The sequence below is a fragment of the Kitasatospora sp. NPDC058115 genome (assembly GCF_042884635.1).
GTDB lineage: Bacteria > Actinomycetota > Actinomycetes > Streptomycetales > Streptomycetaceae > Kitasatospora.
The window spans coordinates 88,768-104,124 of record NZ_JBHVTL010000009.1 but is presented as its reverse complement, the minus strand read 5'-3'; the positions used below and the strand labels follow the sequence as shown (position 1 = coordinate 104,124).

15 protein-coding genes and 2 pseudogenes are annotated in these 15,357 nt (G+C 77.2%); 11 read left to right on the top strand and 6 right to left on the bottom strand.

The annotated features are described in order from the left end of the window. Positions 1-7: 7 nt before the first annotated feature. From ACFVVL_RS12070 to ACFVVL_RS12055, 4 genes are all read right to left on the bottom strand, one after another. Positions 8-925 carry an NUDIX domain-containing protein gene (locus ACFVVL_RS12070; protein ID WP_387673766.1) on the bottom strand — a complete coding sequence of 306 codons (918 nt, stop codon included), beginning with the start codon at positions 923-925 and terminating at the stop codon, positions 8-10. Positions 926-983: 58 nt separating this feature from the next. Continuing rightward, entirely contained in the window at positions 984-1,472 is a 489-nt protein-coding gene (locus ACFVVL_RS12065) for a GNAT family N-acetyltransferase (RefSeq protein ID WP_387673764.1), read from the bottom strand. A gap of 125 nt (positions 1,473-1,597) precedes the next feature. Next, positions 1,598-1,837, bottom strand: coding sequence for a hypothetical protein (locus ACFVVL_RS12060; RefSeq protein ID WP_387673761.1), 240 nt, complete (start codon positions 1,835-1,837; stop codon positions 1,598-1,600). Positions 1,838-2,264: 427 nt separating this feature from the next. Beyond that, positions 2,265-2,423, bottom strand: coding sequence for a hypothetical protein (locus ACFVVL_RS12055; RefSeq protein ID WP_387673758.1), 159 nt, complete (start codon positions 2,421-2,423; stop codon positions 2,265-2,267). Between the two features lie 41 nt (positions 2,424-2,464). Between ACFVVL_RS12055 and ACFVVL_RS12050 the strand changes: the two are divergent. After that, positions 2,465-3,223: pseudogene (locus ACFVVL_RS12050) on the top strand (NmrA family transcriptional regulator); the annotation flags it as partial. 82 nt (positions 3,224-3,305) lie between these two features. Here the strand turns inward: ACFVVL_RS12050 and ACFVVL_RS12045 are convergent. Continuing rightward, positions 3,306-3,698: an SH3 domain-containing protein gene (locus ACFVVL_RS12045; protein WP_380297226.1), complete on the bottom strand. Its 393-nt coding sequence runs from the start codon at positions 3,696-3,698 to the stop codon at positions 3,306-3,308. 228 nt (positions 3,699-3,926) lie between these two features. Between ACFVVL_RS12045 and ACFVVL_RS12040 the strand changes: the two genes are divergently transcribed. The 3 genes from ACFVVL_RS12040 to pepN all read left to right on the top strand — a co-directional run bounded on the left by ACFVVL_RS12040 (position 3,927) and on the right by pepN (position 9,089). Continuing rightward, entirely contained in the window at positions 3,927-5,813 is a 1,887-nt protein-coding gene (locus ACFVVL_RS12040; RefSeq protein ID WP_387673755.1) for a serine/threonine-protein kinase, read from the top strand. A gap of 232 nt (positions 5,814-6,045) precedes the next feature. Next, positions 6,046-6,531 carry a histidine kinase gene (locus ACFVVL_RS12035; RefSeq protein ID WP_380297223.1) on the top strand — a complete coding sequence of 162 codons (486 nt, stop codon included), beginning with the start codon at positions 6,046-6,048 and terminating at the stop codon, positions 6,529-6,531. Between the two features lie 71 nt (positions 6,532-6,602). Continuing rightward, the gene (gene pepN / locus ACFVVL_RS12030) at positions 6,603-9,089 is read left to right on the top strand and encodes an aminopeptidase N (protein ID WP_387673752.1); all 2,487 of its coding nucleotides are present in this window, start codon (positions 6,603-6,605) and stop codon (positions 9,087-9,089) included. 100 nt (positions 9,090-9,189) lie between these two features. Here pepN and ACFVVL_RS12025 read toward each other — a convergent pair whose 3' ends face one another. Continuing rightward, positions 9,190-10,224: an ArsR family transcriptional regulator gene (locus ACFVVL_RS12025; RefSeq protein WP_387673750.1), complete on the bottom strand. Its 1,035-nt coding sequence runs from the start codon at positions 10,222-10,224 to the stop codon at positions 9,190-9,192. A gap of 77 nt (positions 10,225-10,301) precedes the next feature. Between ACFVVL_RS12025 and ACFVVL_RS12020 the strand changes: the two genes are divergently transcribed. From ACFVVL_RS12020 to ACFVVL_RS11990, 7 genes and pseudogenes are all read left to right on the top strand, one after another. Further along, positions 10,302-11,486, top strand: a complete 1,185-nt coding sequence (locus ACFVVL_RS12020; RefSeq protein ID WP_387673747.1) for an MFS transporter — start codon at positions 10,302-10,304, stop codon at positions 11,484-11,486. A gap of 57 nt (positions 11,487-11,543) precedes the next feature. After that, positions 11,544-12,299: a hypothetical protein gene (locus ACFVVL_RS12015; protein ID WP_387673744.1), complete on the top strand. Its 756-nt coding sequence runs from the start codon at positions 11,544-11,546 to the stop codon at positions 12,297-12,299. 120 nt (positions 12,300-12,419) lie between these two features. Then, positions 12,420-12,728, top strand: a complete 309-nt coding sequence (locus ACFVVL_RS12010) for a GNAT family N-acetyltransferase (RefSeq protein WP_380298628.1) — start codon at positions 12,420-12,422, stop codon at positions 12,726-12,728. Next, the gene (locus ACFVVL_RS12005; protein ID WP_380298626.1) at positions 12,725-13,219 is read left to right on the top strand and encodes an OsmC family protein; all 495 of its coding nucleotides are present in this window, start codon (positions 12,725-12,727) and stop codon (positions 13,217-13,219) included. The genes ACFVVL_RS12010 and ACFVVL_RS12005 overlap by 4 nt, the downstream gene beginning before the upstream one ends. Continuing rightward, positions 13,212-14,174: a pirin family protein gene (locus ACFVVL_RS12000; protein ID WP_387673741.1), complete on the top strand. Its 963-nt coding sequence runs from the start codon at positions 13,212-13,214 to the stop codon at positions 14,172-14,174. Before ACFVVL_RS12005 ends, ACFVVL_RS12000 begins: the two co-directional genes overlap by 8 nt. A gap of 432 nt (positions 14,175-14,606) precedes the next feature. After that, positions 14,607-14,972, top strand: a pseudogene (locus tag ACFVVL_RS11995) (major capsid protein); the annotation flags it as partial. Positions 14,973-15,085: 113 nt separating this feature from the next. Continuing rightward, a complete protein-coding gene (locus ACFVVL_RS11990; RefSeq protein WP_380292376.1) occupies positions 15,086-15,262 on the top strand; it encodes a hypothetical protein in 177 nt (58 codons plus the stop codon). Positions 15,263-15,357: the final 95 nt, after the last annotated feature.

Sequence of the window (15,357 nt, the reverse complement as noted above, 5' to 3'; positions counted from 1 at the left end):
GGTCCGGTCAGTGCGCTGCCCCCGCTGCCCCCGGCGGCCGCGGCGGGCAGGCGGCGGTGACGGTGCGTCCGGCCGCGCGGGCCGCGAGCGCCCGCCGCGCCGCGTACCCCCGGTCCGGGCCGGCGGCGGCGTCCAGCTCCTCGTCCGGGTGGAACCAGGCCCAGTCGGTGATCTCCCCGTCCGGGCAGCCGAGCCGGACCACGGCGGGGTCGGCGGTACCGAAGTCGTGGAAGAACTGCACGATGGGGTGGTCCGCGCCCGGAGCCGGATGCTGCCAGACCACCGCGAGCAGCGGCCCGGCCGGCCGGTCGAGTCCGGTCTCCTCGCGCAGCTCGCGGGCGGCCCCGGTCGGCGAGTCCTCGTGGGTGTCGAGCACGCCGCCGGGGAAGTTCCACCGCCCGGCGTCCGGCCGCCGGTCCGGCTCCCGGACCCGTGGCTTGACCATCAGCAGCCGCCCGTCCGGCGCGGTCACCACGGCGGCCGTGCACAGCCACGCGCGCGGCGTGGTCGCGAGCCACTGGGAGCGCGGCAGATGCGGGCGGGCCGGCGCGTGCGCCCGCAGGAAGCGCACGGTGGCGGGGGAGAGGCCGGGCAGGTTGTCGGTGAAGAACCAGGCGTGCGTGGCGTGCCGGGGGAGGACGAGTCGGTCCATCGCGCCGGGCGCGTACGCGGACAGCGCGTACACGTGCCGTCGCGCCGGCCGCGCGCCCTCCTCGAACACCCCGACCGGTCGCACCGCGCCGGCGGCCACCCCGCACGCCTCGGCCAGCGCGCGCACGGCCGCCGCCTGCGGCTCCTCGGCCGGGCGCACGACGGCGGACGGCAACTCCCAGCAGCCGTCCGGCCGGCGCAGCAGCAGCACCCGGCCCGGCACGTCCGTGACGAGCATGACGGCGAGCGGCGGGGGACAGGACGAACGCTCCACCCGGGGGGCCTCCTTCGGCGAGGGGAACGACGGGGCACGGGCGCGGTGCCGGGACGGCTCAGCGGCCACCGCCGAGGTCCAGCCGTGCGTACCCGTCCACCGCGCCGTAGCCGAGCCCCCGGTGGAGCGCCGCCCCGTCCCCGGTGGCCCGCAGCCCGGCCGGGCCGCAGCCGGCCGCCGCGAGCGCCTCGACCGACGCGGCCGTGACGGCCCGGCCGGGCCCCCGCCGCCGGTGCGCCGGATCCGTGACCGCGGTGTGGATCCGCCCCCACCGTCCCGTCGGGCGGCTCGGCCCCCGGTTGCCGTGGTGGACGCTGCCGATCGCGCAGGCCGCCGGCCCGCGGCCGCCGCCGGCCGGAACCACGAAGGCGAGCAGGTGCGGATCGCGGCCCGGCCGGGCCCGCAGGTCGTCGCGGAAGGCGGCCCGCCACCGCTCGTCCAGCGGCGCGCCGTCCAGCACCGCGACCCGCAGCCTCAGCCGCAGCCGCTCGTTCGCGTCGCCCGGCCGGGCGGCCCGCACCCCGCCGCCCACCGCGTCCTCGCCCACCGGCGCCACCTCCGTCCGCCCCGCCCCGCCGCTTCCGGTGCGGGCCCCCCTACCCGCCCGCACCCGCCCCGGAACCTCCGCCGGACCTCGGCCGCCGCCCGGCCGAGGGCCCCGGCGGAGTGCCGTTACCAGCCGGACTCGACGAGGACGCAGGCCTCCGGGGTGAGGCGGTGGGTCCGGCCGGAGTGGCCGACGATCCGGCAGCGGTTCTGCACCACCGGCCGCCAACCGGTGGCGGTCCGGCCCTCCGGCCGGTCGGTGCGGTCCTCCGCCGGCCGGATGCCGAAGCCCCCGTCCATGCCGGGCACGCTGAAGCCCAGGGCGGGGTCCGCCGGTTCGGTCAGCACGCCGACCTGCGGGAGCACCAGGGCCGCTGGTCCGCCTCCCGCACCGGGTGCAGCGGTTGCGGCTCCGGCAGCGGGAGCAGGGCGTCGCGTCCGAGACGGGTGGCGAGGTCGACGGGGCGCTCGCCGTCCTTGGAGCGCAGGGTGCGCGAGGCGCGCGGCCGGCAGCCGGTGGACCACCTCGGCCGGGGCGTCGTGCCAGGCGGCCCGGTGCAGCGGCGCCCAGCCGCTGCGACCTCCCACCCGCTGGGCGTTGGCCAGGCCCGGCGACCGTTCCACGGCGGCCGGCACCCCGCCCGGTCGCCCCGGCGCGCGGCATCGGACAGCCGGTCACGCTCCGCCCGGTGCGCCTCCTTGTCGAGGCCGCGTTCCCCCGCGCCGTCCCCCTCGGCCATGCCCGTCCCCCTCCGCCCCGGTGCCGCGCATCGTCGTGTAGGGCGCCGCCGCGTCACGCCCCCGGTGCCGGGCGGAGCACCCGGCGGACGGCGGCCCGCAGCCACTGGTGGGCGCCGTCGGCGGTGTGGCGGGGGTGCCAGGTGTGCGAGCCGACGACCACCTCGACCCGTCCGCGCACGGCGTCGCTGAGGCGGGCGGGATCGCGGACCACGACGCGCAACGCTCTCCGCGCGCGGGCGCGGGCGCGGCCTCGACCACGGCGACGCGGCGACCGTCGAGCGTGCCTTCGCCGGCGCCGACGCCGTCTTCCGGCTGGTGCCCCCGGACGGCTCGCGCACGCCCGAGCAGGCCTACAGCGGCTTCACCCGCCCCGCCGCGCGGGCGTTCGCCGCCCACGGCGCCGCCCACGTCGTCCGCGTCTCGGCGCCCGGCCGCGGCACCCCGCAGGCCGCCCGGGCCGGGTTGGTCACCGCCTCCCTGGCCATGGACGACCTGATCGCCGGATCCGGCGTCGCCCACCGGGCCCTCGCCAACCCGTCCTTCTACGAGAACCTGTTGGAGGAGACCGCCTCGATCCGCGAGCACGGGGTGTTCGGCGACACCGCCGCCGCGGACCGCCGGGCCCCGCCGGTGGCCGCCGCCGACATCGCCGCGGCGGCGGCCGGGCTGCTGCTGGACCGCTCCTGGAGCGGCGTCGACAGCGTCCCGGTGCTCGGCCCGCAGGAGCTGTCGCCCGACGACCTGGCCCGCACCATGACCGAGGAGCCGGGCCGTCCGGTCCGCCACCGGCGGCAGCCGCTGGACGAGCTGCGCTCCGAACTGCTCGGCCACGGCCTCGACGCGGCGTTCGTCGAGGCCGTGGCCGACATGAAGCGCGCCCAGGACCAGGGTCCGGACGCGGGCGCCGTCCGCCCGGCGCAGGCGGGCCCGGCCACCGGATCCGCCGAGTGGTGCGCGCGGACCCTCGGGCCCGCCGTCCTCGCCGCCCCGGAGGCGGCCGACGCCCGCTGACCGTGCCGGGGACCTGCGGACGGCGGGCGCCGGCCGCCCGGCCCGGAGTCCGGCCCGGACAGCGCCGTCGCGGCGGCCCGGGTCACTGGACGTCGGGCGGCGGCGTCGGGCAGGCGGCGGCCCGGCCGGGCGGGGCCGGGTGGCTGAGCAGGGACCAGAGGACCCAGCCCGTCAGACCGCTGGGCGCGATCACGATCCGGCTCCACCGGGTGCCCAGCGGGGAGATCCAGGTGTCGACGATCTCGGCCGGCTCCCCGCACCGGGCCAGACCCAGCACCGCGCCGTCGACCGAGTGCTCGCGCCGGACGTTGGCCGCGCTCGCGGCGACGACCCAGCCGGCCCGGGCCTCCGGCGGGGGAGGTCCGGGAGGCCGTTCCGGGGGCGGACGGTGGTCGGTCTCCACGGCCACCACCAGGAGGGTGACGACCAGCAGGGACAGTGCGGCCCAGGTGGCCCTTGCGACGTGTACGGACATGCCGGGCACAACGAGCCGGCCCCGCGGTGCGGCCCGCGGCCGGCCCAGGGCCACCCGGAAGGCCCTTCCCACCTCGTCCGGGCGGGTGGCGGCCGCGTCCGGGTGCCGCAGACCCGGGCCCCCGCTCCGCGCCACGAGGCCGACTCCGGTGCGGACGGGGTGTCACGGACCCTGCGGCCACCCGGGCGGCCGGGGCACCTGTCCATGGTGGCCCCTACGATGTCCGGCATGAACACTGGGGCGCCGGAGACGCGGCTCATCGACAACCGCTTCGAACTCATGGAACGCCTCGGCGGCGGGGGCATGGGCCTGGTCTGGCGCGCCCGCGACACCATGCTGCACCGCGAGGTCGCGCTCAAGGAGGTCCGCCCGCCGGACCCGGCCATGGCCGCGGCCGACCCCACCGCCGCCGACGAACTGCGTGAGCGGGTGCTGCGCGAGGCCCGGGCGCTCGCCCGCCTCCAGCACCCGAACGTCGCGGTGATCCACCACATCGTCGACACCCCCGGCCACCCGCACCCCTGGCTGGTCATGGAGCTGGTCACCGGCGGCAGCCTCGCCGACCGGATAGCCCGCGGCCCGCTCTCCGTCCCCGAGGCCGCCCGGATCGGCCGCGGCGTGCTCGCCGCGCTGCGCGCCGCCCACGAGGCCGGCATCCAGCACCGCGACGTCAAGCCCGGCAACGTGCTGCTGCGCGCCGACGGCACCCCCGTCCTCACCGACTTCGGCATCGCCGCGATGCAGGACGCCACCGCGCTCACCGCCACCGGCGCGCTGATCGGCTCGCCCGAGTACATCGCTCCGGAGCGGATCCGCGGCGAGGAGGGCAACCCGTCCTCCGACCTGTGGTCGCTCGGCATGCTGCTGTACGTCGCCGTCGAGGGCCACCACCCGCTGCGCCGCGCCACCACGCTGGCCACCCTCGCGGCCGTCCTCGACGAGCCGCTGCCCCCGCCGACCCGCTGCGGGCCGCTGGGTCCGGTGCTGGCGGCGCTGCTGGCCCGCGACCCCGCGGTGCGGCCGGACGCCGCACAGCTCGACCGGGCGCTCGCGGCGGCCGAAGCGGGCGCGGTGGGCGCGGCGGGCATGGGTCCCGGAGGGCCGCAGCCGTCCTGGGCGCCGGCCCCGCCGCCCGCCGCGCAGCCGCCCGCCGCGCAGCCGCCCGCCGCGCAGCCGCCCTCCGGGTCGTACCCGGGCCCGCCCTCCGGGTCGTACCCGCACCCGTACGCCGGCGCTTACCCGGGCCCGTACGCGGAGCCGTCCTCGGGCACGTTCGTGGAGCACTCCTCGGGCACGGCGTACCTCCCCGGGCCCGTCGACGACACCGGGACCCAGTTCCTCGGCGCGACCGGCCCCGCCACGACGCCCCCGCCGCCCGCCCGCCGCCGGACCGGTGCCACGGTCACCCTCGCCGTCGCCGGGGTCGCCCTGGCGAGCGTGCTCGCCTGGACGCTGCGCCCGGACGGGACGGGCGACGCGGTGGACCCGGCCGCCGCCCCGACCGGGACGTCGGCCCCCGCGGCCGGGGGCGGCGCCCCGACGGCCCCGGCCGCAGCCGCGTCCACCGGCCCGGCCGCCGCACCGTCCGGGACCGCGTCCCTCGCGCCGCCCGCCGCCGGCACCGCGGCTGCCGGTACCACCTCCGCCGCGCCGACCGTCAAGCCGCCGGCGAAGCCGTCCAAGGACCTGCTGACCCCGGACGGCGTGCGCACCGCCGTCGCGGCGATCACCGCCCAGAGCGGCGGCACGAAGGTCAAGGCGCTCAACGTCTACGGGACCTACGCGAACGCCCAGGTGCCCACGGCCGACGGCCGGAACTATGACTGGTACGACTACCGGGACGGCAAGGTCACCAAGCGCGCCGGGGGGTCGATGGGCAAGGACAAGCCCGTGGACCTCGCCCAGTACGACTGGGACGTCGTCCCCGCGCTGCTGAAGAAGGCCGAGGAGACCCTCAACGTCAAGGACCCGACCAACCGTTACCTGGTCATCGACATGTTCCCGCTCGACAACGTGGCGACCATCCGGGTCTACCTCTCCAACGAGTACCACAACAGCGGGTACCTGGTGGCGGACACCAAGGGGAACCTCCGCCACACCTACCCCTCCGACTGAGCCGTGCCGCGGCGGTCCCGGACGCGGCCCGCGCGGCACGGACGGGGCACCACCGCAGGGCGGGCGCCCGCTCCCGGGCCCAAGCTGGACTGGTCCCGCGGCGGCGCCGACCCGCCCGGGACCGACCGGCCGCTCAGGCCGTCCGACCATCAGTCCGACCGACCGACCGACCGACCGACCGCCTGACCGCCTGGACCGGCCGGCCGGCCGACGAGCGAGGAGCCGTCACCAGATGAGCGAGAACCACCACGTCCTGCTGCTCGACTTCACCGACCTCGCCGCCTGCCGGGCCGCCTTCGACGAGGCCGCCCACCTGCCCGGCCTGCGCCAGTCCGCGATCGTCGAGCGCCTGGCCGACGGCACCCTGGACTTCCCGGCGTCCCAGGTGCGCGGGGCGGGCGCGCCGACCGTGGGCGCGGGCGTGGCCGGCGGCCTCGCCGGGCTGCTCGGCGGCCCGATCGGCGTCCTGCTGGGCTGGGCGGCCGGAACGGCGATCGGCAACGCCGCCGAGACCTGGCGCGACCACGAGGGCGGCGCCGCGCTGATCGTGCTGAGCGAGGAGGTCGACGAGGGCCACTGCCTGCTGGTGCTCGACCTCGCCGAGGCCTCGCCGGAACCCGCCGAGGAGCTGGCGGCCCGCCACGGCGTCACCCTCCGCCGCCTCCCGGCCGCCGAGCTGGCCGATCGCGTCAAGGCGGCCCGCCGCGCCGCCGGCTAGCGGAGGTCCCGCACTGCGGAGGTCCCGGAAAGCGGATGCCGCCCGCCCGCCGATGGCGCAGCATGATCCGTATGCCTGATTCCTCGGTCCTCACCCGCGCTGAGGCCGTCGAGCGCCGCCGGCTGCTCGACGTCCGCGCCGTCCGCCTCGACCTCGACCTGACCCGCGGCCCGGAGGTGTTCGGCTCCACGACGGTGATCCGCTTCGGCTGCACCGCCCCCGGCGCCGGGACGCACGTGGACGTCGAACCGTCGAGCCTCCGCCGGGTGGTGCTGAACGGCCGCGCGCTGGACGTCGGCGCGCTGCGGGCCGGGCGCTTCCCGCTGACCGGCCTGGCGGCCGAGAACGAACTCACCGTCGAGGCGGACATGGCCTACTCGCACACCGGCGAGGGCATGCACCGCTTCACCGACCCCGCCGACGGCGAGGACTACGTCTACACCCAGTCCTTCCTCGACGACGGCCCCCGGGTGTTCGCCTCCTTCGACCAGCCCGACCTCAAGGCGCCCTACACGGTGTCCGTCACCGCGCCGCCGCAGTGGACCGTGGTCGGCAACGGCGCGGGCCGCCAGGTCGCGCCCGGCCGCTGGGAGTTCACGCCCACCCCGGCGATCAGCAGCTACCTGGTCGCGGTGGTGGCCGGCCCGCTGCACTCCGTGCGCGCCGACCACGACGGGATCCCGCTCGGCCTGCACTGCCGCCGCTCGCTCGCCGCCCACCTGGACGCCGAGGCCGCCGAGCTGCTGGAGATCACCCGGCAGGGCTTCGACCACTACCACCGGATCTTCCGGCGCCGCTACGCCTTCGACAGCTACGACCAGTGCTTCGTCCCGGAGTTCAACCTCGGCGCGATGGAGAACCCGGGCTGCGTCACGCTGCGCGACGACTACGTCTTCCGCTCCGCCGTGACCGACACCCAGCGCGAGCACCGTGCCCTGGTGGTGGTGCACGAGATGGCGCACATGTGGTTCGGCGACCTCGTCACCATGACGTGGTGGGACGACCTGTGGCTCAACGAGTCCTTCGCCGAGTACATGGCCCACGAGGTCACGGCCGCCGCCACCCGCTTCACCGGCGCCTGGACCGCCTTCGCCGCCGACGGGAAGACCTGGGGCTACGACGCCGACCAGCGCCCCTCCACCCACCCGGTGGCACCGACCACGGTGGACGACACCGCCGAGGCGCTGCAGAACTTCGACGGCATCTCCTACGCCAAGGGCGCCGCCGCGCTGCGCCAGCTGGTCGCCTGGCTCGGCGAGGAGGCCTTCCTGGCGGGCGTCAACGACCACGTCGACGCGCACGCCTTCGGCAACGCCACCCTCGACGACCTGCTCCGGGCCCTGACGGCGGCCAGTGGGCGCGACGTCCACGGCTGGGCCGACCGCTGGCTGCGCACCACCGGCGTGGACACCCTGCGGGTGACCGACGGCCGGATCGCGCACACCTCCGCCGACGGCGTGCTGCGCCCGCACCGGCTGACCGTGGGCCACTACCGGCGCACCGCCGACGGCGCCCTGGAGCTGTCCGACCGCGTACCGCTCGACCTGCCCGCCGACGGCACCGGGGCACCGGTGAACGGCGCCGAGCTGACGCTGCCCAATGACACCGACCTCGGCTTTGCCAAGATCCGGCTCGACCCCGGCTCCTGGCGGACCGTGCGCTCCTCGCTCGGCGCCGTGCCCGAGGAGCTGGCCCGGGCCGTGCTCTGGGGCTCCGCCCGGGACCAGGTGCTGGACGGCGAGCTCGCGCCGGGCGCGTACCTGGAGCTGGTCGCGGCCCACCTGCCCGGCGAGACCTCGGTGCACCTGGTGGACGCGGTGCTCTCCTTCGCCCGCACCTTCGTCGCGGACCGCGCCGTGCCGCCCACCGGCCGTCCGGCGGCGCTGGCCGTACTGGCGCAGGTCTGCCGGGCCCTGCTGCGCCGCACCGGGGGCGAGCCCGACCGCACCGGCCTGCGTCTGGTGGCCGTCCGCGGGGCGATCGCCGCCGCCGACGCGTCGCAGGCCGCCGAACTCCGCGACTGGCTGGCGGCCGGGACGGTGCCCGGCGGACCGGCGCTCGACCCGGACCTGCGCTGGCACCTGCTGCTGCGGCTGTGCGTGCTCGGCGCGGCGGGCGAGCCGGAGATCGCCGCCGAGCTGGCCGCCGACCCCAGCGACACCAGCGAGGAGGGCGCCGCCCGCTGCCGCGCCGCGCTGCCCGACCCGGCGGCCAAGGAGGCCGCCTGGCGGGCGCTGTTCCACGGCGACCTCTCCAACTACCTGGCGTCCGCCACCGCCGCCGGTCTCTGGCAGCCCGAGCAGGCGCAGCTGCTGGACGGGCTGGTCGCGCGCTACTTCGAGGAACTGGGGCCGGCCGCCGCCCGCCGCGGCCCCGCCCTGGCCCGGGTGCTCACCAGGGAGGGCTTCCCCGCCTTCGCCGCGACCGGGCGGACGGCGCGGGCGGCCGAGGCCTGTCTGGCCGACCCGGACCTCACCGCGGCGACCCGGCGCGGGCTGGTGGACCAGCTGGACACGCTGCGCCGCGCGGTCCGGGCGCGGGCGCTGGGCGGGCAGTAGCCCCACCCGGGCGCGGGCGCGGGCGCGGGGTGCAGGGGAGGGCGCGCGGGGCGGGCGGCGGGCGCGCGGGTGGGCGGCCCGGCGCCCGGCGCGCGGGGGCTCAGTACCGCTCGCCCCGGCCCGTCCCCGCCTCCAGGAGGACCTGGCCCGCCGGGGTGCGGTGGTACAACACCGAACGGCCGGCCCGGCGGCGCAGCGCGAGCCCGGACTCGCGCAGGATCCGCAGGTGGCGGCCCACCGACCCGAGCGGCAGCCCGGTCAGGGCCACCAGCTGACTGGTGGTCTTCGGCGCCTCCAGCAGGGCGAGCAACTCGGCGCGGCCGGGCCCCAGCAGGGCGGCCAGCGCCTGCGGCACCGGGGGGCGGTCATCCTCGGCCAGCACCCCCGAGCACGGGTAGACCACCGCGTACCGGCGGCCCGGTGCCGCGCGCCGCCGCCCGTCGACCGGCGGCACGTCCCAGCAGAGCCAGCTCTGCTGCGGGGTGACCGGGACGAACAGCAGGTGCACGCCGGTGAGGTCCATCGGCTGCGGCCCGGCGTCCCGGAGACCGATCCCCAGCCGGTCGCCGCCGAGCCAGCCCATCCCGGGGCGCAGACCGCTCAGCGCGTCCGCCCAGCCGCCCGCCCCGAGCCGGGCGGTGCGGGCCAGCACGTCCGCCTCGATGACCCGCCGGCGCCGGGCCCACGTCGGCTCCACGGTCTCCGCCCACACCCAGGCCAGCAGGTCGGCGGCGCGCCCGGCCAGGTCGTCGCGCTCCAGCAGGGGCGGGGGCGCGGTGCCCAGGGTCTCGGCCAGGTCCGCCCGGGCGACGGCGGGCGGCGTCGCCCGGACCTCCGCCAGCTCCCGGGCGAACAGCGCCCCGTCCGCGCGGTGCTGCTCGGCGCCCGGCGTCGGAGTGAGGAAGGTGGCGTTCCAGCGCGGGCCGAGCGCGGCCCGGACCAGGGCGGCGGTCACCGGGTCGGCCGCCAGCCGCTCCCGGTAGCGGGGGAGTGCCGCATCCAGCCACCGCCGCTCGCCCGGGTGGGCGCCGCCGCCGCGGTGCAGGGTCTTCAGCGCGGCGACCGTCTCGGCCAGCGGGGAGAGCGCGAACCGGCTCCCCGCGAGGGTGTCCGCGTCCAGCCGCCACCACCCCATGCCCCCGCCCTCCGTCAGGTTTCGCCGCCGCGCGAAAACCTAACGCCGTGCCGATCGCGGCGGAAAGACTCCGTCGCATGCGCACCTACCGAGAGCTGTTCCGCGACCGCGGGTTCACCGCCCTGTTCCTGTACTCCGCCGCCCAGACGGCGGCCCAGACGGTCGCCGGACTGGCACTGGGCGTGCTGGTGTACCGGCGCACCGACTCGCCGCTGCTCGCCTCGCTCGCCATGTTCGGCCCGGCGTTCGCCCAACTGCTCGGCGCGGTCACTGTGCTCTCGGCCGCCGACCGGCTCCCGCCGCGCGCCGCGCTGACCGGGCTCGGCCTGCTGCTCGCCCTCGGCACCGGCCTCCAGGCGCTGCCCGGGCTGCCGGTGGCGGCGCTGTTCCCGGTGCTGCTCGCCCTCGGGGTGGCCGGCGCGGCGGGCGGGGGAGTGCGCTACGGGCTGCTCCAGGAACTCCTGGGCCGTGACGGCTACCTGCTGGGGCGCTCCGCCCTCGGCCTGGCGGCGGGCCTGGTCCAGATCGGCGGGTTCGCGCTCGGCGGCGCGCTGGTGGCCGCCCTCGCCCCGTCCGGCGCGCTGCTCACGGCCGCCGCCCTGCACCTGCTGTCCGCCGGCACGGCCCGCGCCGGCCTGCTCCGCCGCCCGCCCCGGGCGGCCGGACGGCCGTCGGTCGCCGGCACCTGGCGGGCCGACGTCCGGCTCTGGTCGTCCGCGCCGCGCCGGACCGTCTACCTGGCGCTGTGGGTGCCCAACGGCCTGGTCGTCGGCGTCGAGTCGCTCTACGTCCCGTACCGCCCGGACGCGGCCGGCCTGCTGTTCGCCACCGGGGCGCTCGGCATGCTGGCCGGGGACGTGCTCGCCGGACGGCTGCTGCCGGCCCGCCGTCGGGAGCAGGTGGTGGTGCCGCTCTGCGCGCTGCTCGCCGCGCCGTACCTGGGCTTCGCGCTGGAGCCCGCGCTGCCGCTCGCGGCGGCACTGGTCGCGGTGGCCACCGTCGGGTACGGGGCGGGACTGCTGCTCCAGGAGCGGCTGGTGGCGCTGACGCCGCCCGAGTTGAGCGGGCAGGCGTTCGGCCTGCACGGCTCCGGGATGCTCGCACTGCAGGGCGTCGGCGCGGCGGCCGCGGGCGCGCTGGCGGAGGCGACCTCGGCCGCCACCGCCATGGCGGGGACCGCCGCCGCCTCACTGGCCGTCACCGCGCTGCTCGCGCCGGGACTGCGGCGCGGGTCCGGCGCCGCCCCGGGGCCGGGGGACTGACGGTGCGTGGTGCTAGCATCCGCGCCATCCGAACGAAGATCGAACAGGGTGGGCGCGGTGCAGGACGACCAGCTGCGGAAGCAGGAGCACGAGCAGGAGCAGGAGCAGGATCCGGAGGGGAGAGCCGGGGCCCGGCGCCGCCGCATCGCCATCGGCGTCGCGGCGGGCGTGTGCACCCTGGCGCTGGTGGGCGCGGGCGGCTGGGCGATGACCGGGTCGGACGCCGCGGAGCCGGCACCGGCCCCGTCGGGCTCGCCGTCCGCGTCGCCGTCCGCCGCGCCGTCCCCGACGGCGGAGAGCCCGACGCCCTCCGCTCCGGTGGAGACCCCGGCGCCGTCGGACACCCCGGCCGCCCCGGCGCCGTCCGACATCCCGGCCGCCCCTCCCGCCCTGCCCGCCCTGCCCGCCCTGCCCGTCCCCGAGCCGCAGACCCCGGCGGCCGCCGAGCCGACGCCGGCCCGCCCGGCCTCGCGGGCCCCGGCCCCGGCGACCCCGCGCCCGACCACTCCGCCGAAGGCCGCCCCGACCGTGCCCCCCGAGGCCGCCCAGCCCACCCCGCCACCGGCTGCCCCACCGGCCGCGCCCGCCCAGCCGCCTGCCGCTCCACCCGCCCAGCCGGCGCCCCCGCCCGCCGCCCCCAAGCCGGCTCCCGCACCGACCGACTACCCGCCCGAGGGCCCCGGCCCGGACCAGGGGCCCGTGCCGCCGCGCCCGGTCCCCACCCTGCCGTCGCGCCCCACCTCCTGCCCGCCCGGCCAGAGCGCGTCCTGGGGCGGCTGCCACCCGCTCCCGCCCCCGATCACCCTCTCCTGACCTCCCGGAACCCCCGTCCCCACCCCCACCGCCCGGTTCGCGCCGGGCGGTCCTTGATCCACGGTTAGTTGAATGCTAAATTACCTCTGACGCCAGGGCCCGACACCCCAGGAGGACGAGATGACGACGACCGCCGTTGCCGACAACCCCGAGAAGTCCCGCTACGAGATCACCTCCGACGGTGAACTCGCCGGCTTTGCCGAGTATCACCGCCACGAGGGCGAAATCGCCTTCATCCACACCGAGATCGACCCGCGCTTCGGCGGCCAGGGCCTCGGCGGCATCCTCGCCCGCGCCGTGCTCGACGACGCCCGCGCCCACGACCTCGCCGTGCTCCCGTACTGCCCCTTCATCCGCGGCTGGCTGACCAAGCACCCGGAGTACCACGACCTCGTCCCGGCCGCCCAGCACGAGCGGTTCGGCCTGTGACCGCCGCGACGACCGGCGGAGCCCCGGACACGACGGGCACCGGCGCCGACACCGGCTTCGTCCGCGCCGCGGCCGCCGTCGCCACCAGCACCGCCGACGACTACCGCGTCGACATCCGCTCCGGCCGCCACCAGCTGTCCGCCGACGAGCCCGAATCGGCCGGCGGCGCCGACACCGCCACCACCCCGGTCGGCCTGCTGCTCTCCGCCCTCGGCTCCTGCACCGCGATCACCCTGCGGATGTACGCCCAGCGCAAGCAGTGGCCGCTGACCACCGTGCGCGTCCACCTCGGCTACGAGAAGGGCCCGGAGAAGGCCGTCCGCATCACCCGCCGGATCGACCTCGTCGGCGACCTCGACGACGCCCAGCGCGCCCGCCTGCTCGACATCGCCGAACGGACCCCGGTCACCCGCGCCGTCTCCGCCGGCACCCCCATCGTCCCGGCCGCCCCGCGCGCCTCGACCTCCGGAAACGGGGCCCACCATGGCTGAACCCGAGCTCGCCACCCCGACCGTGCGCGGCGGCCGCGCCGACACCCCGGGCGGCCCCGTCCACGAACTCCTCGCCCCGCGCGAGACCGCCCTCGGCGGCAGCACCGTCGTCCGCCGTCTCCTCCCGAACCTGGGGCGGCGGATGGTGGGGGCGTGGTGCTTCGTGGACCACTACGGCCCGGACGACGTCGCGGACGAGCCGGGCATGCAGGTGCCCCCGCACCCGCACATGGGCCTGCAGACGGTCAGCTGGCTGCACGCGGGCGAGGTCCTGCACCGCGACAGCCTCGGCAGCCTGCAGACCGTGCGCCCGCGCGAACTGGGCCTGATGACCTCCGGCCGGGCGATCTCCCACTCCGAGGAGTCCCCCCGCCCGCACGCCCGCTACCTGCACGGCGCCCAGCTCTGGGTCGCCCTCCCCGACGCCCACCGCCACCGCGCCCCCGCCTTCGAGCACCACCCCGACCTGCCCACCGTCACCGCCCCCGGTCTCACCGCCACCGTCATCCTCGGCACCCTCGACGGCACCACCTCCCCCGGCACCACCCACACCCCCCTCGTCGGCGCCGACCTCACCCTCACCGCCGGCACCACCCTCGACCTCCCCCTCGACCCCGACTTCGAATACGCCGTCCTCACCATGTCCGGCCAGACCGACGTCGACGGCGTCCGCCTCGACCCGGGCTCCATGCTCTACCTCGGCACCGGCCGCCCCCACCTCCCCCTCCACGCCCCCACCGACGCCACCTTCCTCCTCCTCGGCGGCGAACCCTTCGACGAGAAGCTCGTCATGTGGTGGAACTTCATCGGCCGCACCGGCGACGAGATCCTCCAGGCCCGCAACGACTGGGAGCAGGGCACCCGCTTCGGCCAGGTCCACGGCTACGACGGCGCCCGCCTCCACGCCCCAGCCCTCCCCGACATCCCCCTGAAGGCGCGTGGACGGGTGCGCTGAGCTGCGAAGATGAATCGATGGTCGCCTTCGTGCTCGCCGTTGCCGACAGGACTGTGTGGGCATCTGAAGGTCCATGGCAGAACGATTTCCGCTTCGCGTACTCGCCCCCTTGGGAGGCAAAGTGCAGGGCCTGTTGATTCTCAGGTCCACGCGTCTGTCGCAAGGTTTGCCCGTATCGATGCTGACCTGTTGCTGACTCTTCTGATGACTCACCAGCTTGAATTTGATTGCGGAGGAGAGGGGCAGGGCCTCCGGCGGTTGGTGCTCGGCGAAGGGCCCCACCAGGCGGCGCCGACCGGCTGATCAGGACAGGGCCGGGGCCGCTCGGATTGCCGGCGGCCGGTATCGGTGTCCTACTTCCTCACCGCCAGGCGTCAGGTCCACGCCGCGCCGCGACACGCTGCCGGACAGCCGCAGCGCCGTGCACCATCAATGGGTGCACGGCGCGCGTATCAAGAGCAACGGCCACCGGGTCAACACCGCGAAGTATCGCGCCTTCGACGCCAGTGTGGAGTTGGCCGAGCGGACCGCGTGGGAGACACCCGCGAGGGTCTGCTGCCTGCCCTGGGACAGAAGCTCATCGTCGGCGAGCAGCAGCAGATCCTGCTGGAGCAGTCGCACGGCGCCGACCAGGACCGGCTGGTCGAGTTGCTGTTCGATGATGCCGAGCGGCACATCGAGGCGATCCGTTCCCGCCTCGAACTCGCCGCCGGCGACGTCCTGCTGGACGGCCGCTTCACCCTTGACGCGGCCACCGAGAACGGCCTGAGCATCGAGGTGGACTTCGGCGTTCCCTCCGGGAACATGCCGATGGCGCCGAAGCCATGGTCCGACCCGACCTCGGACCCGCTCGCCGACGAACTCGGCAGGCTCCAGCACACCTGGATGACCTCGGCGCCCCCGAGTCGGAGATGGTTCTCACCTCCAAGCGCGCGTTCTCCCAGCTGGCCCGTAACAACGCCTACCGGGCCGCGTACTACCGCTCCGTCAACCCGTCCACCACCCCGACCCGTACCCTCACCCTGTCCGAGGTCACCGCGGTGCCCAACGACTACGGTCTGCCGTCGGTGACCCCGTACAAGGCGTAGGTCAGCGTCGACGGAACGGCGACCAAGTTCCTTCCCGCCGACCGGTGGCCGGCGCGCTCGCCGTCGCCCGCGAGCACGGCATCAGCCACGTCGAG